This is a genomic window from Scandinavium sp. (genome assembly GCF_051650185.1).
In the GTDB taxonomy this organism is placed as follows: domain Bacteria; phylum Pseudomonadota; class Gammaproteobacteria; order Enterobacterales; family Enterobacteriaceae; genus Scandinavium.
In genome coordinates, this window is the sequence record NZ_JBOFIN010000047.1 from 39,104 (window position 1) to 59,043 (window position 19,940).

General features: G+C 54.2%; 17 protein-coding genes. 12 read left to right on the forward strand and 5 right to left on the reverse strand.

Translation table 11 applies throughout. The features are described from left to right. Positions 1-7: 7 nt before the first annotated feature. Together ACRCWW_RS05760 and nfo are read left to right on the forward strand one after the other, a co-directional pair. Positions 8-1,057 carry a YeiH family protein gene (locus tag ACRCWW_RS05760; protein ID WP_438681551.1) on the forward strand — a complete coding sequence of 350 codons (1,050 nt, stop codon included), beginning with the start codon at positions 8-10 and terminating at the stop codon, positions 1,055-1,057. Positions 1,058-1,140: 83 nt separating this feature from the next. Next, positions 1,141-1,998 (forward strand): deoxyribonuclease IV, encoded by an 858-nt coding sequence (nfo, locus tag ACRCWW_RS05765; protein ID WP_438681552.1) that lies wholly within the window; start codon positions 1,141-1,143, stop codon positions 1,996-1,998. Positions 1,999-2,113: 115 nt separating this feature from the next. Here the strand turns inward: nfo and fruA are convergent, their stop codons facing one another. The 3 genes from fruA to fruB are packed head-to-tail and all read right to left on the reverse strand — an operon-like array spanning position 2,114 to position 5,887. Next, positions 2,114-3,802 (reverse strand): PTS fructose transporter subunit IIBC, encoded by a 1,689-nt coding sequence (gene fruA, locus ACRCWW_RS05770; protein WP_438681553.1) that lies wholly within the window; start codon positions 3,800-3,802, stop codon positions 2,114-2,116. Positions 3,803-3,818: 16 nt separating this feature from the next. Beyond that, complete coding sequence (fruK, locus tag ACRCWW_RS05775) at positions 3,819-4,757, reverse strand: 1-phosphofructokinase (protein ID WP_438681554.1); 939 nt, start codon at positions 4,755-4,757, stop codon at positions 3,819-3,821. Then, positions 4,757-5,887: a fused PTS fructose transporter subunit IIA/HPr protein gene (gene fruB / locus ACRCWW_RS05780; RefSeq protein WP_438681555.1), complete on the reverse strand. Its 1,131-nt coding sequence runs from the start codon at positions 5,885-5,887 to the stop codon at positions 4,757-4,759. The genes fruK and fruB overlap by 1 nt, the downstream gene beginning before the upstream one ends. Before the next feature lie 368 nt (positions 5,888-6,255). Here fruB and setB point away from each other — a divergent pair, with 368 nt between their 5' ends. Then, a complete protein-coding gene (gene setB / locus ACRCWW_RS05785; protein ID WP_438681556.1) occupies positions 6,256-7,437 on the forward strand; it encodes a sugar efflux transporter SetB in 1,182 nt (393 codons plus the stop codon). Here the strand turns inward: setB and ACRCWW_RS05790 are convergent. After that, complete coding sequence (locus ACRCWW_RS05790) at positions 7,434-7,688, reverse strand: YkgJ family cysteine cluster protein (protein ID WP_438681580.1); 255 nt, start codon at positions 7,686-7,688, stop codon at positions 7,434-7,436. The genes setB and ACRCWW_RS05790 overlap by 4 nt on opposite strands. Positions 7,689-7,822: 134 nt before the next feature. Here ACRCWW_RS05790 and yeiP point away from each other — a divergent pair, with 134 nt between their 5' ends. After that, positions 7,823-8,395: an elongation factor P-like protein YeiP gene (gene yeiP / locus ACRCWW_RS05795; protein WP_330982487.1), complete on the forward strand. Its 573-nt coding sequence runs from the start codon at positions 7,823-7,825 to the stop codon at positions 8,393-8,395. 60 nt (positions 8,396-8,455) lie between these two features. Here yeiP and uxuA read toward each other — a convergent pair whose 3' ends face one another. Then, positions 8,456-9,646, reverse strand: coding sequence for a mannonate dehydratase (gene uxuA / locus ACRCWW_RS05800; RefSeq protein WP_438681557.1), 1,191 nt, complete (start codon positions 9,644-9,646; stop codon positions 8,456-8,458). A gap of 206 nt (positions 9,647-9,852) precedes the next feature. Between uxuA and ACRCWW_RS05805 the strand changes: the two genes are divergently transcribed. The 8 genes from ACRCWW_RS05805 (at position 9,853) to ACRCWW_RS05840 (ending at position 19,939) form a co-directional block, all read left to right on the forward strand. Continuing rightward, positions 9,853-11,319, forward strand: coding sequence for a mannitol dehydrogenase family protein (locus ACRCWW_RS05805; protein ID WP_438681558.1), 1,467 nt, complete (start codon positions 9,853-9,855; stop codon positions 11,317-11,319). 132 nt (positions 11,320-11,451) lie between these two features. Beyond that, positions 11,452-12,429 carry a CobW family GTP-binding protein gene (locus ACRCWW_RS05810; protein ID WP_438681559.1) on the forward strand — a complete coding sequence of 326 codons (978 nt, stop codon included), beginning with the start codon at positions 11,452-11,454 and terminating at the stop codon, positions 12,427-12,429. A 44-nt stretch (positions 12,430-12,473) separates the two neighbouring features. Continuing rightward, complete coding sequence (locus ACRCWW_RS05815) at positions 12,474-13,181, forward strand: phosphatase PAP2 family protein (RefSeq protein WP_438681560.1); 708 nt, start codon at positions 12,474-12,476, stop codon at positions 13,179-13,181. Between the two features lie 427 nt (positions 13,182-13,608). After that, positions 13,609-14,178 carry a bifunctional murein DD-endopeptidase/murein LD-carboxypeptidase gene (gene mepS / locus ACRCWW_RS05820; RefSeq protein WP_438681561.1) on the forward strand — a complete coding sequence of 190 codons (570 nt, stop codon included), beginning with the start codon at positions 13,609-13,611 and terminating at the stop codon, positions 14,176-14,178. 191 nt (positions 14,179-14,369) lie between these two features. Then, complete coding sequence (locus tag ACRCWW_RS05825) at positions 14,370-15,932, forward strand: cyclic di-GMP phosphodiesterase (protein WP_438681562.1); 1,563 nt, start codon at positions 14,370-14,372, stop codon at positions 15,930-15,932. 69 nt (positions 15,933-16,001) lie between these two features. Beyond that, complete coding sequence (locus tag ACRCWW_RS05830) at positions 16,002-17,810, forward strand: extracellular solute-binding protein (protein ID WP_438681581.1); 1,809 nt, start codon at positions 16,002-16,004, stop codon at positions 17,808-17,810. Positions 17,811-17,819: 9 nt separating this feature from the next. Next, entirely contained in the window at positions 17,820-18,914 is a 1,095-nt protein-coding gene (locus ACRCWW_RS05835; protein ID WP_438681563.1) for a microcin C ABC transporter permease YejB, read from the forward strand. After that, positions 18,914-19,939 carry an ABC transporter permease gene (locus tag ACRCWW_RS05840; protein ID WP_438681564.1) on the forward strand — a complete coding sequence of 342 codons (1,026 nt, stop codon included), beginning with the start codon at positions 18,914-18,916 and terminating at the stop codon, positions 19,937-19,939. The genes ACRCWW_RS05835 and ACRCWW_RS05840 overlap by 1 nt, the downstream gene beginning before the upstream one ends. Position 19,940: the final 1 nt, after the last annotated feature.

A 19,940-nucleotide genomic window follows, 5' to 3' on the forward strand; every position in this document is an offset into this window, starting at 1 on the left:
GAAGGTTATGGCAGCACTCACTCTCAATACGCATCGCCACCCGCTGTGGCACTTCATTCCCGGGCTGGCGCTGAGCGCGTTGATCACCGGCGTCGCGTTATGGGCTGGCAGTTTTCCGGCGATTTCTGGCGCGGGCTTTAGTGCCCTGACGCTGGCAATCCTGCTGGGGATGGTTATCGGCAACACGGTTTACCCCAAAATCTGGCAGCGCTGCGACGGCGGCGTGCTGTTTGCCAAACAGCATTTGCTGCGACTGGGCATCATTCTTTATGGCTTTCGTCTGACGTTTTCGCAAATTGCGGATGTGGGGTTTAGCGGCATCGCCATCGATGTGCTGACGCTCACCAGCACCTTTATGCTGGCAACATTCCTGGGGCAAAAAGTGTTTGGCCTGGATAAACACACCAGTTGGCTGATTGGCGCGGGCAGCAGTATCTGCGGTGCCGCGGCAGTATTAGCCACTGAGCCCGTGGTGAAAGCGGAATCCAGCAAAGTGACGGTGGCGGTTGCCACAGTAGTGATTTTCGGCACCATTGCGATTTTCCTCTACCCTGCCATGTACCCTCTGTTGGCGCACTGGTTCAGTCCTGAAACGTACGGCATTTATATGGGTTCAACCATGCATGAAGTGGCGCAGGTTGTGGCTGCAGGACATGCCGTTAGCCCGGATGCAGAGAATGCCGCGGTGATCGCCAAAATGCTGCGTGTGATGATGCTGGCTCCGTTCCTGCTGATTCTGGCAGCTCGCGTTAAGCAACTGGCTCCAGCCGGAAACGGTGAGAAAAGCAAAATCACCATCCCGTGGTTTGCCATCCTGTTCATCGTGGTCGCCATTTTCAACTCGTTCCACCTGTTACCAAAAGCAGTCGTCGATATGCTGGTCACACTGGATACCGTTCTGCTGGCAATGGCCATGGCCGCACTGGGCCTGACTACACACGTCAGCGCGCTAAAAAAGGCAGGTGCGAAACCTCTGCTGATGGCGCTGGTACTATTCGTGTGGCTGATTGTCGGTGGCGGCATCATTAACGTAGCCGTTCATGCCCTGATGGCATAAGCGCAGTACCACTCTCCTGTTATCCTCGCTATGATTAGCCTTTGTGATGCATTTCCCCCCGGCGGGGTTAACAGGAGTTTTTTATGAAATACATCGGAGCCCATGTCAGCGCTTCCGGCGGCGTGGCAAATGCTGCTATCCGTGCAGCAGAAATCGGTGCCACCGCGTTTGCCCTGTTCACCAAGAACCAGCGCCAGTGGCGCGCCGCCCCGCTCACCAGCGACGTGATTGACGAGTTCAAAGCGGCTTGCGAAAAACACCACTTCAGCTCAGCACAAATTCTGCCCCACGACAGTTACCTGATTAACCTGGGGCATCCCGTCGCCGACGCGCTGGAAAAATCCCGCGAGGCGTTTCTGGATGAGATGCAGCGTTGCGAACAGCTTGGGCTTTCCCTGCTGAACTTCCACCCGGGTAGCCACCTGATGCAAATCCCTGTCGATGAATGCCTGGCGCGCATTGCGGAGTCGATCAACATCGCCCTTTCGCAGACAGAAGGCGTGGTTGCCGTTATCGAAAACACGGCGGGTCAGGGAAGCAATCTGGGCTTCGAATTTGAGCATCTGGCGGCCATTATCGACGGCGTGGAAGACAAATCTCGCGTCGGGGTCTGCATCGATACCTGCCACGCTTTTGCGGCGGGTTACGACTTACGCACCGCAGAAGCTTGTGAAAAAACCTTTGCCGATTTCGAACGCATCGTGGGCTTTGACTATCTGCGCGGGATGCACCTGAACGATGCCAAAAGTACTTTTGGCAGCCATGTCGACCGTCACCACAGCCTGGGCGAAGGCAACATCGGCCACGACTGCTTCCGCTGGATCATGCAGGACAACCGCTTCGACGGTATCCCCTTGATTCTGGAAACCATCAATCCGGATATCTGGGCGGAAGAAATTGCCTGGCTGAAGGCGCAACAAACAGAACCCGCCATTGCCTGAGGCCCGGCGGCACTGCGTTTGCACGGGCCGACAGGCTCATGTAGGCCTGATAAGGTAATGCCGCCATCAGGCATAAAAAAAGGGCCGAAATCGGCCCTTTTTTATCGCGTCTGAATTATGCCGCTTTCGCCACAGCCGTTTCCACTTCCGGACGTTTCAACACCGCATAAGAGAGACCTGCTACCAGCGTACCGGCGATAATCGCCATCAGGTAACCAAGCACCGGCGTGATAGCGCCAGGGATCAGCAACACGAACAGACCACCGTGCGGTGCCATCAGTTTTGCGCCGATTGCCATGGAGATTGCACCCGTCACAGCACCACCGACGATGCAGCATGGCAGAACACGCATTGGGTCACGGGCCGCAAAAGGAATCGCCCCTTCAGTGATGAAGCATAATCCCAGTACCAGAGCCGCTTTACCGCCTTCACGCTGCGCTTTATCAAACTTATTGCGTGCAACAATCGTTGCCAGCCCCAGCGCCAGCGGTGGCACCATTCCGGCTGCCATAATCGCCGCCATCGGTGCATAGGTCTGAGTACTCAGCAGACCCACGCCGAAGGCATACGCCGCCTTGTTCACCGGCCCGCCCATGTCGGTACACATCATGCCACCGAGGATCGCGCCCAGCAGAACCGCGTTCGCCGTGCCCATGGTTTGCAGCCAGTGAGTCAGACCAGTGAGAATGCCCGCAACCGGTTTGCCGATCAGGTAGATCATCGCCAGACCCGTAATCAGGCTGGAAAGCAGCGGAATGATCAGGATCGGTTTCAGCGCTTCCATGCTTGGCGGCAGCTTCACTTTGGTGCTGATCATTTTCGCGACATAACCCGCGAGGAAACCAGCGATGATCCCGCCGATAAAGCCCGATCCGGTGCTCACCGCAAGCATACCGCCGATAAGACCTGGCGTCAGACCTGGGCGATCCGCGATAGAGAACGCGATATAACCGGCCAGCACTGGCACCATCAGAGCGAACGCGGAACCGCCGCCGATTTGCATCAGCGCCGCCGCCAGCGTGCCCTCTTCTTTAAAGGCCGTAATCCCGAACGCGAAGGACAGTGCGATACACAGACCGCCTGCGACGACCATCGGCAGCATATAAGAAACGCCGGTCAGCAGGTGGCTGTATGCGCCGCCCTTCTTACCGGTCTCCTTGCTCGCCGACTGAACGTTGCCGGAAGGCTGATAAGGCTGAGCTTCAATAACTGCCTTATCCAGTTCCTGAGCTGTTTTCTTCAGAGCCAGCCCGGTGGAGGTGCGATACATCGGTTTACCCGCGAATTTCGCCAGGTCCACTTCGATATCCGCCGCCACGATCACCAGATCGGCTTCAGCCACTTCTTCTGGCGTAATTGCGTTGCCCGCACCAACAGAACCACGCGTCTCTACTTTCACCCACCAGCCGCGTTTTTTCGCTTCGGTTTCGATGGCTTCCGCCGCCATAAAAGTATGAGCCACGCCCGTTGGGCAAGCGGTAACGGCAACAATGCGCTTCGCCCCGCTTTTGGCAACCGGAACCAGCGCCGCAGGAGTCGCATACGGTTCGGCGTGGGATTTAGCCTCGCTCAGGAACAGTTCTGGATGTGCCACGGCGCGGTTCACATCGCCGAGGTAAACCTGTTTGCCGTTCAGCGCGCTGTCAGCAGGCAGCGCAGAGCCCAGCACGATAGCCAGTTCAGCATCGTTCGGGTTGTCGATAATCTCTAAATGGGCCTTTTGGGCCGCCGCCCCCAGCAGGGTTTTCGCCATATAGGCGCGCGCCTGTCCGAGTCCGGAGTCGATAATCAGCAGCGTTTTCATTATGCCTCTCCTGCTGTTAATTGAAGGGTTGTAAGTCAACGCGCGCCATCATCGCGGCCAACTGGGTACGATCGGTAATACCTACGTTACTCTGACTCACGGCAAGTGCAGCCACCGCGGTTGCCAGACGTAAAGTGTGTTCACTGGATTCACGCATCAGCAGGCCGTAAATCAGACCGCCGACCATGGAATCACCGGCACCGACGGTGCTGACGACCTCCACTGACGGCGGTTTGGCAATCCACTCACCGGAAGCGTTGACCCACAGTGCGCCTTCAGCCCCCAGTGAAATCACCACATGGGCGATGCCTTGCTCACGCAGAGCGTGCGCGGCCTCAATCACGTCTTTCATCTCTGGCAGCTTACGGCCTGCCCAGATTTCCAGCTCGCGACGATTTGGCTTCACCAGCCACGGCGCCGCTTTCAGACCAGCAACCAGCGCTTCACGGCTGCTGTCGAAAATGATGCAAGGACACTGGCTGCGCAGACGCGTCATCCAGTCAGTGAACGCTTCCGGGCTCACGCCTGCCGGCAAACTGCCGCTCACGCAGACCATGTCGAACTGCCCTAACCAGGTGAGGGAATCGTTGACGAAACGCTCCCAGTCATTTGGCGTCACTTCAAAACCGGAGAAGTTAAAATCAGTCACTTCACCGTCTTTTTCCGTCAGCTTGACGTTAATACGGGTACGGCCCTGGACAACCTGAAAACGGTTGGCAATGCCAAGCTCGCTGAAGAGCTGCTGAAAACCGTCCTGGTTGTCTTTCCCCAGGAAGCCACCCACGGTGACATCAATGCCCAAATCTTTGAGCACTTTGGCGACGTTAATGCCTTTGCCTGCGGCGTGCAGGCCGGTGGTACGCACCAGGTTCACTTCACCCCGTTCAACTTCAGGCGTGAAACCAACCAGATCGTAGGCCGGGTTTAAGGTAATGGTAGCAACACGTCTGCTCATTATGCGCCCTCCCCAAGACCGGCGGCGATGGCTTCACCGATGGCATCCAGTGCCACCTGTGCATCTTCGCCCTGAGCGGTGAAACGCAGACGATGGCCTTTCTTCACGCCAAGCGCGACGACTTTCATCAGGCTACGACCATTGGCAGGTTTACCGCTGCCGTCGAGGTTGGTCACGGTAATGTCGCTGTTGAATTGCTTGATAGTGTTCACCAGCATCGTGCCCGGACGTGCATGCAGGCCGTGTTCGTTACGCACCACAAACTCGGCGCTCAGTACATCTTCCGCTGGCGCTTCATCGCTGGTCAGCAACGCAAGCAGCGTTGCGGCATCCGCATTCAGCAGACGTTCAGCTTTGTTATCCAGAAGCAGCGCACTCAGGCGATGAAGGACCGAAGTCGGCTGTTCATCGGCCATGGCAACTGTAACCAGCAGTGCAGCGGGCTGGCCGTCAACGGCGAAAGGTGCCGCGGCACGGCTGACCGCAACCGCACTTTTCAGGTTGCCTTCAGCACTGTCGTTCAACCAGATGCCCTGACCCAGGTTCAGCGGTTTATCATTAATAACGTGAGCCACAAAGGCAGCATCAGCAGCACCGGCTTCTTTCAGGCGCGCTGCGTTCAGCGCCTGCAACGTCACCAGATCCGTCGCGGCGACATCCAGCGACAGCGTCTCGTTATCGAGTTTCAGCGCTTCGCTCTGTTTTTCGCCCATCAGCAGCGCACGCAGCTCTTCCGCTGTGGTCGCGCTTTTCAGCTGTTCGGCCACGCTGTCATCGCTCAGTACATGAGTCAGCTGACGCAGCAAACCAAGGTGTTCATCAGAACTCGCGGCGATACCAATTGCGACGTATGCCGTCTGGCCTTCGCCCCAGCTCACGCCCTGCGGGAACTGATAAACCTGAACGCCGGTTTTCAGCACCTGGTCGCGGGTGTCGGTGGTGCCATGGGGAATGGCAATGCCGTTGCCAAGAAACGTGGAGGTTTGCTGCTCGCGAGCCAGCATTCCGTCAACATAACCTCCGGCGACATTGCCGGCATTCACCAGCGCTGACGCTATCTGGCGAATGGCCTCTTCTTTATTCCCGGCCTGTTGGCCAGGATGAATATCCTGAGCTGATAACTGGAACATGGGTCTCCTCTCTCGCCGAATTGAATCGTTTCAGCCACTGTGAGAAAAAATGCGCCACCCTGAGGCGTAATGACTTCAGAACGACGCTGAAACGTTTCAAGGAGTCTGTGTCAGCATTGATTAATCTGCAAGCAAAGTTGCTTTTCTGATGTAAGAATTTAGAGCTACTCCACATTTTGTTATCATTCTCGCCACATTTGCTGAAGCTAAAAATACACTTCAGCGCTTCGTTCAGCTCACGTCAGCTCAGCTCTCTCCCGTAGTGAAATGCCATTTTGATTTTTCGTGTCGAACTTGACGCGCTCCCTGTTTATTTTCTGGCAGTCAGCGTAAACTCCTGCGTCTTGCTGATCCTCTGATAACCCAACATGCTGAACACAACCGCTGCCGCCCCTCGTAAGGGATTCGATCTGACGTCCTCCGCTTTCCTGCTCGTCGCTTTCCTCACCGGAATTGCCGGCGCGTTGCAGACGCCAACGCTGAGCTTATTTCTGACCGAAGAGGTTCACGTCCGCCCGGCAATGGTGGGGTTCTTCTTTACCGGCAGTGCGGTGATCGGCATTTTGGTCAGCCAGTTTCTGGCGGGGCGTTCCGACAGGCAGGGCGACAGAAAAAAGCTTATCGTCTTCTGCTGCTTCTTAGGCATGCTGGCCTGCGTGCTGTTCGCCTGGAACCGTAACTATTTCATCCTGCTGTTTATCGGCGTCTTTCTGAGCAGCTTCGGCTCGACATCAAACCCACAAATGTTCGCGCTGGCGCGTGAGCATGCGGATAAAACGGGCCGCGAAGCCGTGATGTTCAGCTCCATTCTGCGTGCTCAGGTTTCTCTGGCCTGGGTGATTGGCCCGCCGATCTCCTATGCGCTGGCAATGGGATTTGGTTTTACAGCAATGTATTTGTCCGCAGCAGCGGCCTACATTGTGTGTGCGGTCATCGTCTGGATGTTCCTGCAGAGCATGCTGAAAGAGCGTCCTGTTGCCGGAACACACATTGAAGCACCTCGCACTAACCGCCGCGATGCGTTGCTGCTGTTCGGTATCTGCACCCTGATGTGGGGCACCAACAGCCTGTATATCATCAATATGCCGCTGTTTATCATCAGTGAATTGCATCTGCCGGAGAAGCTGGTCGGCGTGATGATGGGCACCGCTGCGGGGCTCGAAATTCCTGCCATGCTGATAGCCGGTTACTACGCGAAGCGCTTTGGTAAGCGTTTTCTGATGCGTATCGCCGTGGTCGCTGGCGTGCTGTTTTATGCCGGCATGCTTACCGTCCACTCCCCGGCTCTGCTGCTGGCAATGCAACTGCTGAACGCTATCTATATAGGAATTCTCGCCGGAATTGGCATGCTTTATTTTCAGGATTTGATGCCCGGTCAGGCTGGTTCAGCTACCACGCTTTACAGCAACACCACGCGCGTGGGCTGGATAATCGCCGGTTCAATGGCAGGCGTTGTGGCAGAAATCTGGAGCTATCATGCCGTGTTCTGGATTGCTCTGGTGATGTGCGTGCTGAGCGCCGCTGGCCTGATGAAAATTAAAGACGTTTAAGGTGCCGTAAGCGTTTCCAGATGAATAAGATAAGTCATCGCTAATTCGCGGCTGGTGGAGCACATCTCAAAGGAAGGCTTCAGCCCGGCGCACACTTTCGGGCGCAGCGGTGAGCCAAAAATCTGACAGCGCTGTTGAGCGTCAAGCTGCACACAGGGCATGTTAGCAGGCTTGCCCTCAGGCATTCCCGGGATCGGGCTGGAAATCGAAGGCGCGGTACAGCAGGCGCCACAGTCCGGTCGGCAATCCATCGTTGAGTCTCTCATTTAGCGGGAGCCGCACCTTATCACCTTTTCACAATTCCCGCGAATACCACTTGCCTGAAAGCCCCGGCACGAGTACTTTGACGCGATATTTTTGACTCTTTTGAAACAGGATTAAAGCAATGCCAAGAGCGAATGAAATCAAAAAAGGTATGGTGCTGAATTACAACGGCAAATTGCTGATTGTGAAAGACATCGATATCCAGTCCCCGAGCGCCCGTGGTGCAGCGACCCTGTACAAAATGCGCTTCGCCGATGTGCGTACTGGCCTGAAAGTGGAAGAACGCTTCAAAGGCGACGACATTGTCGACACCGTGAGCCTCAACCGCCGTTTCGTGGACTTTTCTTACATCGATGGAAACGAATACGTTTTCATGGATAAAGAAGATTACACGCCGTACACCTTCACCAAAGATCAGATTGAAGAAGAGCTGCTCTTTATTCCTGAAGGCGGTATGCCGGACATGCAGGTTCTGCTGTGGGATGGTCAACTGCTGGCGCTCGAACTGCCACAGACCGTTGACCTGGAAATCGTGGAAACGGCACCAGGCATTAAAGGCGCTTCAGCAAGTGCCCGCAACAAACCTGCGACACTGACTACTGGTCTGGTTGTTCAGGTTCCGGAATATCTCAGCGCTGGCGAGAAAATCCGTATCCATATCGAAGAAAAACGTTATATGGGTCGCGCGGATTAATCCCGCCCTCAAATGCAAAAAGGACGGTTTTCACCGTCCTTTTTTATTGCCTGAATCTTGTTACAGCAGTTCAGGGTATTTGGTCATCTTCAGCGTCAGCTCAACGCCGCGAACTTCCGCCATGCCTTTCAGGCGGCCAATCGCCGAATAACCCGGGTTGGTTTTCTTCTTCAGATCGTCCAGCATCTGATGGCCGTGGTCCGGACGGAAAGGAATCGGACGCAGATCGCCTGCTTTCTTACGGCGAGACTCTTCAGACAGGATAGCATCGACTACCGCCACCATATTCACGTCGCCGTTCAGGTGAGAACCTTCGTGGAAGGTCTTCGGGTTCTCTTCACGGCAAGTGGCGCGCAGGTGGGTGAAGTGAATGCGATCGCCGAAGGTCTCGATCATTTTCACCAGGTCGTTATCCGCACGTACGCCATAGGAACCGGTACACATGGTGAAGCCGTTGTTGATGCTGTCGACGGTCTCTTTCAGCCACTGCATATCTTCAATGGTAGAAACGATACGCGGCAGACCCAGGATTGGACGCGGTGGATCGTCCGGATGCACCGCGAGGCGCACACCTACTTCTTCAGCCACTGGCACAATTGCGCGAAGGAAGACAGCCATGTTTTCACGCAGGTTGTCCTTGCTGATGTGGTCGTATTCAGCCAGACGCTTGCGGAACTGATCCAGGGTGTACCCCTCTTCCGCGCCAGGCAGGCCAGCAATGATGTTGCGGGTCAGCTTTTCAATTTCTGCCGCGCTCATTTTGTGGAAGTAATCCTGCGCCTGCTTTTGCTCTTCAGCGCTGTAATCCGCTTCGGCACCCGGACGCTTGAGGATATGGATTTCAAAGGCTGCAAAGGCAATCTGATCGAAACGCAGCGCTTTTGAGCCATCTGGCAGGGTGTATTCGAGGTCAGTACGCGTCCAGTCCAGAATCGGCATGAAGTTGTAGCACACGGTATCAATGCCACAGGCTGCCAGATTACGGATGCTCTGCTGATAGTTCGCAATCCAGGTTTTGCACTCACCAGACTGGGTTTTGATGTCTTCGTGTACCGGAATGCTTTCTACTACCGACCAGGTCAGCCCTTTTTCGGCCAGCAATGCCTTGCGAGCTTGAATCTCGTCGACCGGCCAAACCTGACCGTTCGGAATATGGTGCAGTGCCGTCACAACACCGGTGGCGCCGGCCTGGCGCACATCATCAAGAGAAACCGGATCATTCGGTCCATACCAACGCCAGGTTTGTTCCATTGTGTCACCCTCTTAAGTTGTCATACCAATATTGACTGCTTCGATGACGACTACCATACATGTTTATTTGGCAGGGTCAATTTTAGCCCTGACATTGATTGATCCAGCTCACATTCCCCGGATAAATACGGCACACCAATTCAATTTGCTGTCATATAACTTTACACTGCTCGTTGTTAATTAATGGTTAAGCAGGTGTTTATATAATGAAGACGATTGCCACCGCGACGCTCCCTGACAACGTACAGTTGCCTCAGTATGACCGTCAGCAGCTCCGCTCGCGAATTGTGCACTTCGGGTTTGGGGCTTTCCATCGCGCGCATCAGGCGTTACTGACTGACCGGGTGCTTAACGCGAAAGGTGGCGACTGGGGATTGTGCGAAATCAGCCTGTTCAGCGGCGATGTGCTGATGAGCCAGCTACGCGCTCAGCATCATCTTTATACCGTGCTGGAAAAAGGGGCGGACGGCAATCAGCCCATTGTGATTGGCGCCGTGCATGAGTGCCTCAATGCGAAGCTCGACTCTCTGGCGGCGATCATCGAAAAGTTTTGCGAGCCCCAGGTGGCGATTGTTTCCCTGACGATCACCGAAAAAGGCTACTGCATCGATCCGGCGACGGGCCGTCTGGATGTGACGCAACCGCGGATCGTCCACGATCTGGAAAATCCTTCTGAACCCCACTCTGCCCCAGGCATTCTGGTGGAAGCGTTGCATCGCCGCCGCGAACGCGGACTGGCTCCGTTTACGGTCCTGTCTTGCGATAATATTCCTGATAACGGCCATGTGGTGAAAAATGCCGTGCTCGGTATGGCACAGAAGCGTTCACCTGAACTCGCCGAGTGGATTGCAGAACACGTCAGTTTCCCGGGCACCATGGTCGACAGAATCGTTCCGGCCGCAACGGAAGAATCGCTGGCTGAAATCACGGCGACGCTGGGCGTTGAAGATCCCTGCGCCATCAGCAGCGAACCCTTCATCCAATGGGTGGTTGAAGATAACTTCGTCGCAGGCCGCCCTGAGTGGGAACTGGCTGGCGCACAGATGGTGAGCGACGTTCTTCCCTGGGAACAGATGAAACTTCGAATGCTGAATGGCAGTCATTCGTTCCTCGCTTATCTTGGCTATCTGGCGGGCTATGACCACATCAGCGACTGCATGCAAGACGAGGATTTCCGCGCCGCCGCCTTACAGTTAATGATGAAGGAACAAGCGCCAACCCTGCGCATTACAGGCGTTGACTTACAGGCCTATGCCAACAGTCTCATCACGCGCTTCACGAATCCAGCGTTGAAACACCGCACCTGGCAAATAGCGATGGACGGCAGCCAAAAACTGCCGCAGCGCATGCTGGAAGGGATCCGCGTCCATCTGGAACGCGAAAGCCAGTGGCCGTTGCTTGCCCTGGGTGTAGCAGGCTGGATGCGTTACGTCAGCGGCATCGATGAAAACGGACAAGCTATTGATGTTCGCGACCCGCTTGCGGATAAAATCAAAGCCCTTGTCGCGACCAGCAGCGAAGATGAACGTGTCACTGCCCTGCTCACGCTGAGCGAAATTTTTGGTCAGGACTTGCCACAGAACGCCCTCTTCGTGAACGAAATTCAGCAAGCCTGGCAGCGGCTTGTTCAGCAAGGTGCTCGCGAGAGCGTGAAGAATACCCTTAAGATTTAACAGTTCCTGCTTTTTAGCGGACAGATTCCCCTTCTGTCCGCACATTCCCTTCTCTTTTTCGTCATTTTTCGCCATGATAACGGGTTCTTGTTACAGTATAACACTGACACCGTCAGTCAATCTGGAGCCCACGTGACCCTTACCAACCTGATTACCGGTTTTCTTGGCAGCGGTAAAACGACCTCGATCCTCCATTTACTGGCCACCAAACCTGCCGATGAAAAATGGGCAGTGCTGGTGAATGAGTTCGGTGAAGTCGGGATCGACGGCGCTTTGCTGGCCTACAGCGGCGCACTGCTCAAAGAGATCCCTGGCGGCTGCATGTGTTGTGTCAACGGTTTACCTATGCAAGTTGGGCTCAATACCTTGCTGCGTCAGGCCAAACCCGATCGCCTGTTGATTGAACCGACGGGGCTCGGTCATCCAAAGCAGATCCTCGATATTCTGACGGCACCAGTGTACGAACCGTGGATTGAATTGCGTGCCACGCTTTGCGTGCTCGACCCTCGCCAGTTGCTGGATGAGAAGGTGGTGAACAATGAAAACTTCCGCGATCAGCTCGCCGCGGCAGACATCATTGTGGCCAACAAAGGTGACCGGGCAACGCCTGAAAGCAAAGTAGCCTTCAGCACCTGGTGGGACAACTTCGGCGGCGAACGTCAGTTTGTTGAAACAACCCAGGGTGAGATCGACACTTCACTGCTCGATTTACCGCGCCGTAATCTGGCTCAGCTCCCGGAAAGCGCTGCCCATTCGCACAGCCACGCCTCCAACAAAGGGCTGGCTGCGTTATCTTTGCCCGAGCATCAGCGCTGGCGACGCAGTATCAACAGCGGTCAGGGCCATCAGGCCTGCGGCTGGATTTTTGATGCTGATACCGTCTTCGATACCATCGGCATTCTGGAGTGGGCCCGTCTGGCGCCTGTTTCCAGAGTGAAAGGCGTGCTACGGATCCAGGAAGGGTTAGTCAGAATCAACCGTCAGGGTGCGGATTTGCGGATTGAAACCCAGTCCGTTGCGCCACCAGACAGCCGCATCGAACTGATTAACGATTCAGAAACGGACTGGAACAGCCTGCAGTCCGCCCTGTTGAAGCTTCGTTTAAGTTAACGTCGGTATGGTCCGACGTTGTTTTTTGCTTTAAAGATTGTGCTATGAAAACTCGAATTCCTCTTATTTTACTGCTTAATGTCGCCGGTTTTGCGCTCTTTCTGAGCTGGTATCTGATGCCAAACCATGGCTTCTGGTTCCCTGTCGATTCCGCGATTTTTCATTTCTTCAACCACGGTGTGGCAGAAGAAAATCGGGCCTATGTCTGGTTTTTGGCCATCACCAATAACCGCGCCTTTGACGGTTTTTCGTTGCTGGCCATGGGCGGTTTGATGCTGAGCTTCTGGCTGAAAGAACAGTCAGCAGGGCGTCGGAGAATCATGATTATTGGCCTGGTGATGTTGCTCTCAGCTGTCATCGTGAATCAGTTGGCACAGCATCTCATGCCGGTAAAACGCGCCAGCCCCTCACTCTTTTTCCCTGATGTTCAGCGGGTCAGTGATTTACTGCATATTTCCACTAAGGATGCGTCGAAGGACAGTTTCCCGGGCGATCACGGAATGATGCTGCTGATATTCGCGACCTTTATGTGGCGATATTTTGGCCAAAAAGCGGCACTGGTTGCCCTGATTATTTTTGTGGTTTTTGCATTCCCGCGCGTGATGATTGGCGCTCACTGGTTTACTGATATTGCCGTCGGATCGCTAACCGCGGTACTGATTGGGATGCCGTGGATACTTTTGACCCCGCTCAGCGATAAGACGATTGCCCTCTTTGATTGTCATCTCCCGACAGTCCCAAACAAAAATTAAACAAATTTCCAACAAAAAATAATCACACTCATCAGGGATCGTTTTGGATCCCTGAGTTTTTTCTGAGTGGAATTTAATTTAGGGGTTCATCTTCCTGTCATCATTATCTGCTTAAAAATGAGGTGCTTGCTTATTTTACGAGCAGTTTTGTCGCCATTTTTCCGCTTAGCTGAAACCCCGTAATCGCTATCACAATTTCTTATAAAAAAACCAAGAAAAGGCCTAGTCAGTCTGGGAGTGATAGGGTACTCTCAATCTCGTTTTGCCTTTCAGAGATAAATTATTCAGGAAGTGAATAAATTTGTGCGGTACTGCACAATTCCGGGAATCGGGAATTGTCTCATTGTCGGCAGGTATTTAGTCTCGTCACGTTTGGCATTTTTATAACGGTTTTTATCGTTAAGGACTTCAAGGGAAAATAAACAATATGGTCACATCTCAACCAATTTTGAGATACATCCTGCGGGCAATCCCCGCTGTAGCAGTCGCGGTTCTGCTTTCTGCATGTAGTACAACGAACACCGCAAAGAATATGCATTCTGAGACGCATGCTGTGGGGGTCGAAGATCCTTCATCACTGCAAGCCTCTCAGGATGAATTTGAATCCATGGTGCGTAATCTCGACGTTAAGTCGCGCCTGATGGAACAATATGCAAGCTGGAAAGGCGTTCGTTATCGCCTAGGTGGTGACACCAAACGCGGGATCGATTGTTCCGCTTTTGTACAGCGCACCTTCCGTGAACAGTTTGGTATGGACCTGCCTCGCTCGACTTACGAGCAGCAGGAAATGGGCAAATCAATTTCACGCAGCAAACTGCGTACCGGTGATTTAGTCCTGTTCCGTGCAGGTTCTACGGGTCGTCATGTCGGTATCTATATCGGTAATGACCAGTTTGTTCATGCTTCCACCAGCAGTGGTGTGACGATTTCCAGCATGAATGAGCCCTACTGGAACAAGCGCTATAACGAAGCGCGACGTGTCCTGAGTCGTTCCTGATGTCTCTCTTGCTGCCGGTTTTCCCTTGGCTGACAGCAAGAGTCAAAATGAAAGCACTGCTAAGCAGTGCTTTTTTTTTCTTCTTTCGTCCGTGCCTGCCAGGATGGCGAAATAGACTATGCTGGAAAGACGGTGCATGGCGTCCCAAGGCGTTGAATTACCGTTTCAAATACCACGGATAAAATACCTCTATGTTCACCCGCTACTTCTCGGTCGGTCGAAAAATCCTCTTCTCCAGCCTGTTGCTGGGGGTGGTGGTCGCCCTGCTTTCGGGAAGCATTCAGTTAGCTCTCTTTCACCACAAACGCGCCACTCAGTTCGACACGATCACCCATGATCTGCAATCCTACCTGAACGATTACTTTGGTGAATTGCTCACAACAATGGATAAACTGCAGCCATTGACCCTGAGCCGCTGTGCGGATGTCGCTTCTGAGCTCACTTCACGGGCCGCGTTTAGCCTTAACGTGCGGGCGTTTCTGTTAGTCGAAAATGACAATGCCACCTGTTCCTCTGCAACCGGTGAAATGCATGTACCGATGAAACAGTTAGTGCCACAGGTCGATACCCATAAAAAAATCGATATGGAGATCCTGCCGGGGACACCGATGATGCCGCAAAAACCGGCTTTCGCACTGTGGATCCGTAGTCCGTTGATGGAAAACCGCGGGATCTTTGCTTCGATCAACGCCAGCCTGATGCCGTGGCTCCTCTACTCCTCCAGGCAGAACCAGTTTACAGGCGTCGCGCTGGTCGCCAATGGCACGGCGATATCGACGTTTAGCCCTCAGCCCATCTCTGAGCGAACACTCAAAGGTAAACCTGTACGAGTCGCCAAAATCAAAGGATTACCGCTCACCATCTACATCTACGGCGATACGTGGGCGACGGAGAATATGCAATTCTCACTGCTGATGGGGGCGATGTGCGGGTTGCTGAGTGGCTTGCTCTGTTACTACGTGCTGACTGTGCGTTTGCGTCCGGGTAAAGAGATTACGTCGGCCATCAAGCGCAATCAGTTCTATGTGGTATACCAGCCCGTCGTGGAAGCAGAAACCATGCAAATTCGCGGCGTGGAAGTGCTGATGAGATGGAAACACCCCAGCGCGGGCGAAATTCCGCCTGATGCATTTATCAACTTTGCCGAAGCGCAGCAGCTCATCGTCCCGCTAACGCGTCATCTGTTTGATCTTATCGCCAAAGACGCCCCTGTCTTACAACAACTCCTGCCGCCAGGGGCCAAACTTGGCATTAACATCGCGCCAGCGCATTTGCTGGAGGAGAGCTTCCAGCAGGATTTACGCGATCTCAGTGCGATGTTACCGGCCAACTATTTCCAGCTGGTGTTAGAGATTACCGAGCGCGATATGCTTAATCAGCGCCAGGCGATGAAACTCTTTGAGTGGCTGCATCACGAAGGGTATGAAATTGCGATTGATGATTTCGGCACTGGCCACAGCGCGCTTATTTATCTGGAGCGCTACTCGTTTGACTACCTGAAAATCGACCGTGGCTTCGTCAACGCCATCGGTACGGAGACCGTCACCTCTCCGGTGCTGGATGCCGTACTCACGCTTGCGAAGAAGATGAGTCTGGTGACGGTGGCAGAAGGCGTAGAAACCCAGGAGCAGGCCAACTGGCTGCGACAGCATGGCGTCAACTTCCTGCAGGGATACTGGATTAGCCGCCCGCTGACGCTGGAAAAACTGGTGGAAGCCCATGCGAAACCTGAGAATTATTTCACAACGGCCTGAGCGTCACTTATGATTCAACAGGATGAGTCACTTGCCTGTTAATGACCGCAGAAGGAAGAGATATCGGTGATTGTTGTGCGCATGGGTCTGTTGCTGCTGGCGCTGTTTTCCCTGACAGGGCACGCGCAAACCATTAAAGAGAGCTACGCGTTTGCCGTGATTGGCGAACCGAAGTATGCCTTTAACTTCACCCACTATGACTATGTGAACCCTGCCGCACCGAAAGGTGGTGCGGTGACGCTCTCCGCGTTAGGGGCTTACGACAACTTTAACCGCTTTGCCCTGCGGGGTAATGCCGCCGAACGCACCGACGCGCTGTATGACGCGCTGTTTACCACTTCTGATGATGAGCCCGGCAGCTACTATCCGCTGATTGCCGACATGGCCCGCTATGCCGACGATTTTTCCTGGGCAGAAGTCACCCTCAATCCACACGCTCGTTTTCACGATGGTAGCCCAATCACCGCTCAGGATGTGGCGTTTACCTTCCATAAATTCATGACCGAAGGTGTTCCACAATTCCGCATTGTCTACAAAGGCACAACGGTAAAAGCTATCGCCCCTTTAACCGTGCGTATCGAACTCGCCAAACCGAGCAAAGAGGATATGCTGAGCCTCTTTACACTGCCCGTCATGCCGGAAAAATTCTGGCGAAATCATAAGCTCAGCGATCCGCTTTCAACGCCCCCCTTAGCCAGCGGGCCTTACAAAATCACCGCCTGGCGCATGGGGCAATACGTGGTTTATTCGCGAGTGAAAGATTACTGGGCCGCTGAGCTGCCGGTAAACCGCGGGCGCTGGAACTTCGACACGATTCGCTATGATTACTATCTTGATGACAATGTTGCCTTTGAAGCCTTCAAGGCTGGCGCCTTCGATTACCGCACCGAGACCAGCCCCAAAAACTGGGCAACCCGCTATATCGGTAAAAACTTCAGCAACCATTACATCGTCAAAGAGGAAGAAAAAAACGACTCCGCCCAGGATGCTCGCTGGCTGACGTTTAATATTCAGCGTCCGGTATTTGCGGATCGTAAAGTCCGTGAAGCCATCGGTCTGGCCTTTGATTTTGAATGGATGAACAAAGCCCTGTTCTACGGCGCGTATAGCCGGGCAAACAGCTACTTCCTGAATACCGAGTATGCGGCGCGAGGCTATCCGGATGCTGATGAACTGGTATTGCTGGCACCGATGAAAAAAGATCTGCCACCAGAAGTGTTTACTTCCATTTATCAGCCACCGAAATCGAACGGCAACGGCTTTGACCGCGAAAATCTGCTGAAAGCAGACAAGCTGTTGAACGATGCCGGATGGGTGCTGAAAGGCCAACAGCGTGTGAACACTGCCACCGGCAAACCGCTGCAATTTGAACTGCTGCTCCCGTCTGCGGGCAATAATCAGTGGGTCATGCCTTTCCAGCATAACCTGGAGAGGCTGGGCGTGAAGATGGACATCCGCCAGGTGGACATTTCACAGGCCACCAACCGGATGCGTTCCCGCGACTACGACATGATGCCGCGTTTGTGGCGCGCGATGCCGTGGCCCAGCGGCAGCGATCTGCAAATCTACTGGTCTTCCGCCTACATCAACTCGTCTTACAACGGCCCCGGCGTCAGCAGCCCGGTGATTGATAACCTGATTCAGCAAATGATTCGCTGGGAAGGCAACAAGCAGAAACTGCTGCCGCTGGGCCGGGCCTTCGATCGCGTGCTGACCTGGAATTTCTATCAGATCCCGATGTGGTATATGGCCTCCGACCGTCTGGCGTACTGGGATAAATTCTCCCATCCCACCACGCGTCCTGTTTACTCTCTGGGCTTTGACACCTGGTGGTATGACGTCAACAAAGCGGCAAAACTGCCGGAAGCCCGGCGTTAAGGAGCGAAGATGGGGGCCTATCTGATTCGCCGACTGCTGCTGGTTATTCCGACGCTGTGGGCCATTATCACCATTAACTTTTTCATCGTGCAGATTGCGCCTGGCGGCCCGGTCGATCAGGCGATTGCGGCGATCGAGTTTGGTCAACCGGGCGCGATGCCGGGCAGTGGTTCCTCAGGCATGGGCGCAACACACGCCCGGACCGGCGTGGGCAATATCAGTGAGAGTCAGTATCGTGGCGGCCGCGGTCTTGATCCCGAAGTGATCGCCGAATTAACTCACCGCTACGGCTTCGATAAACCCATGCATGAACGCTATTTCAGGATGCTGTGGGACTATGTGCGTTTAGACTTTGGCGACAGCCTGTTTCGCAGCGCATCGGTGTTACACCTGATTAAGCAAAGCCTCCCCGTGTCGATAACGCTGGGATTATGGAGCACGCTGATAATCTACCTGGTGTCGATTCCACTGGGGATACGCAAAGCCGTGCAGAACGGCAGTCGCTTCGATACCTGGAGCAGCGCGTTTATCATCGTGGGCTATGCCATTCCGGCCTTTCTGTTCGCCATTGTGCTGATTGTCCTGTTCGCTGGCGGCACGTATTACGACATCTTCCCACTGCGCGGGCTGGTTTCCCCTGATTTCGACACCCTGCCGTGGTACCAGAAGATAACCGACTATCTCTGGCATATCACATTGCCGGTGCTCGCCACGGTGATTGGGGGTTTTGCCGCCCTGACCATGCTGACCAAAAACTCGTTTCTCGATGAGGTTCGTAAACAGTATGTGGTGACCGCGCGGGCGAAAGGCGTCAGCGAGAAAAATATCCTCTGGCGGCATATCTTCCGCAACGCGATGCTTCTGGTGATAGCAGGGTTTCCCGCTACGTTCATCAGTATGTTTTTTACCGGTTCGCTGCTTATAGAAGTTATGTTTTCACTGAATGGACTTGGGCTTTTGGGCTATGAAGCGACCGTGTCCCGGGACTATCCCGTCATGTTCGGCACGCTCTATATCTTCTCTCTGATAGGCCTGCTGCTGAATATTGTCAGCGACATCACTTACACGCTGGTCGATCCGCGCATCGATTTTGAGGGACGCTGATGCCACGTTTAAATGCCGTCAATCAGGCCCGATGGGCGCGTTTTCGTCATAACCGACGCGGCTTTTGGTCGCTGATCCTGTTTCTTGTTATTTTTGTCTGTAGTCTCTGCTCGGAGTTGATCGCCAACGATCGCCCGCTTATCGTCGAGTATCACGGCGAGATCTACTTCCCGGCGCTGAAAACCTACAGCGAAAAGGAATTTGGCGGCCAGTTTGCTACGGCGGCGGATTATCAGGACCCCTGGTTGCAAAAACAGCTGAGCGATCACGGCCGCGTGCTGTGGGCACCGATCCGTTTTGGCGCAACTTCAATTAACTTCGCCACCGCTCGTCCCTTCCCTTCTCCGCCTTCCGCACAAAACTGGCTGGGCACCGATGCAAACGGCGGCGACGTGCTGGCGCGCATTCTTTATGGCACCCGCATTTCTCTGCTGTTTGGCCTGATGCTGACGCTGTGTTCCAGCGTGATGGGGGTGCTGGCGGGCGCCGTACAGGGCTATTACGGCGGGAAAATTGATTTATGGGGTCAACGCTTTATCGAAGTGTGGTCGGGGATGCCGACACTGTTTTTAATCATTCTGCTTTCAAGCGTGGTGCAGCCTAACTTCTGGTGGCTACTGGCCATCACCGTCCTTTTTGGCTGGATGACCCTCGTGGGCGTGGTTCGCGCGGAATTTTTGCGTACCCGTAATTTTGACTACATCCGTGCGGCTCAGGCTTTGGGCGTCAGCGACCGGGCGATTATTTTCCGCCATATGCTGCCTAACGCGATGGTCGCCACGCTAACCTTCCTGCCGTTTATTCTTTGCAGCTCGATAACCACTCTCACCTCGCTGGATTTTCTCGGCTTTGGTTTGCCACTGGGTTCACCCTCGCTCGGTGAACTGTTGCTGCAAGGGAAAAACAATTTACAGGCACCGTGGTTAGGGATCACCGCCTTCGTCTCCGTCGCCCTTTTGCTGTCGCTGCTGATCTTCATTGGTGAAGCCGTGCGCGACGCCTTTGACCCCGGTAAGGCGGTTTAAT

Excerpts from the sequence above, each read along its gene's own strand:
- ACRCWW_RS05805 (WP_438681558.1), top strand. The coding sequence starts at position 9,853 with ATGAAGACGATTGCCACCGCGACGCTCCCTGACAACGTACAGTTGCCT.
- yeiP (WP_330982487.1), top strand. The coding sequence starts at position 7,823 with ATGCCAAGAGCGAATGAAATCAAAAAAGGTATGGTGCTGAATTACAAC.
- uxuA (WP_438681557.1), bottom strand. The coding sequence starts at position 9,646 with ATGGAACAAACCTGGCGTTGGTATGGACCGAATGATCCGGTTTCTCTT.
- ACRCWW_RS05835 (WP_438681563.1), top strand. The coding sequence starts at position 17,820 with ATGGGGGCCTATCTGATTCGCCGACTGCTGCTGGTTATTCCGACGCTG.
- fruK (WP_438681554.1), bottom strand. The coding sequence starts at position 4,757 with ATGAGCAGACGTGTTGCTACCATTACCTTAAACCCGGCCTACGATCTG.
- ACRCWW_RS05760 (WP_438681551.1), top strand. The coding sequence starts at position 8 with ATGGCAGCACTCACTCTCAATACGCATCGCCACCCGCTGTGGCACTTC.
- fruB (WP_438681555.1), bottom strand. The coding sequence starts at position 5,887 with ATGTTCCAGTTATCAGCTCAGGATATTCATCCTGGCCAACAGGCCGGG.
- fruA (WP_438681553.1), bottom strand. The coding sequence starts at position 3,802 with ATGAAAACGCTGCTGATTATCGACTCCGGACTCGGACAGGCGCGCGCC.
- ACRCWW_RS05840 (WP_438681564.1), top strand. The coding sequence starts at position 18,914 with ATGCCACGTTTAAATGCCGTCAATCAGGCCCGATGGGCGCGTTTTCGT.
- ACRCWW_RS05790 (WP_438681580.1), bottom strand. The coding sequence starts at position 7,688 with ATGGATTGCCGACCGGACTGTGGCGCCTGCTGTACCGCGCCTTCGATT.
- ACRCWW_RS05815 (WP_438681560.1), top strand. The coding sequence starts at position 12,474 with ATGAAAACTCGAATTCCTCTTATTTTACTGCTTAATGTCGCCGGTTTT.
- ACRCWW_RS05825 (WP_438681562.1), top strand. The coding sequence starts at position 14,370 with ATGTTCACCCGCTACTTCTCGGTCGGTCGAAAAATCCTCTTCTCCAGC.
- mepS (WP_438681561.1), top strand. The coding sequence starts at position 13,609 with ATGGTCACATCTCAACCAATTTTGAGATACATCCTGCGGGCAATCCCC.
- setB (WP_438681556.1), top strand. The coding sequence starts at position 6,256 with ATGCTGAACACAACCGCTGCCGCCCCTCGTAAGGGATTCGATCTGACG.
- nfo (WP_438681552.1), top strand. The coding sequence starts at position 1,141 with ATGAAATACATCGGAGCCCATGTCAGCGCTTCCGGCGGCGTGGCAAAT.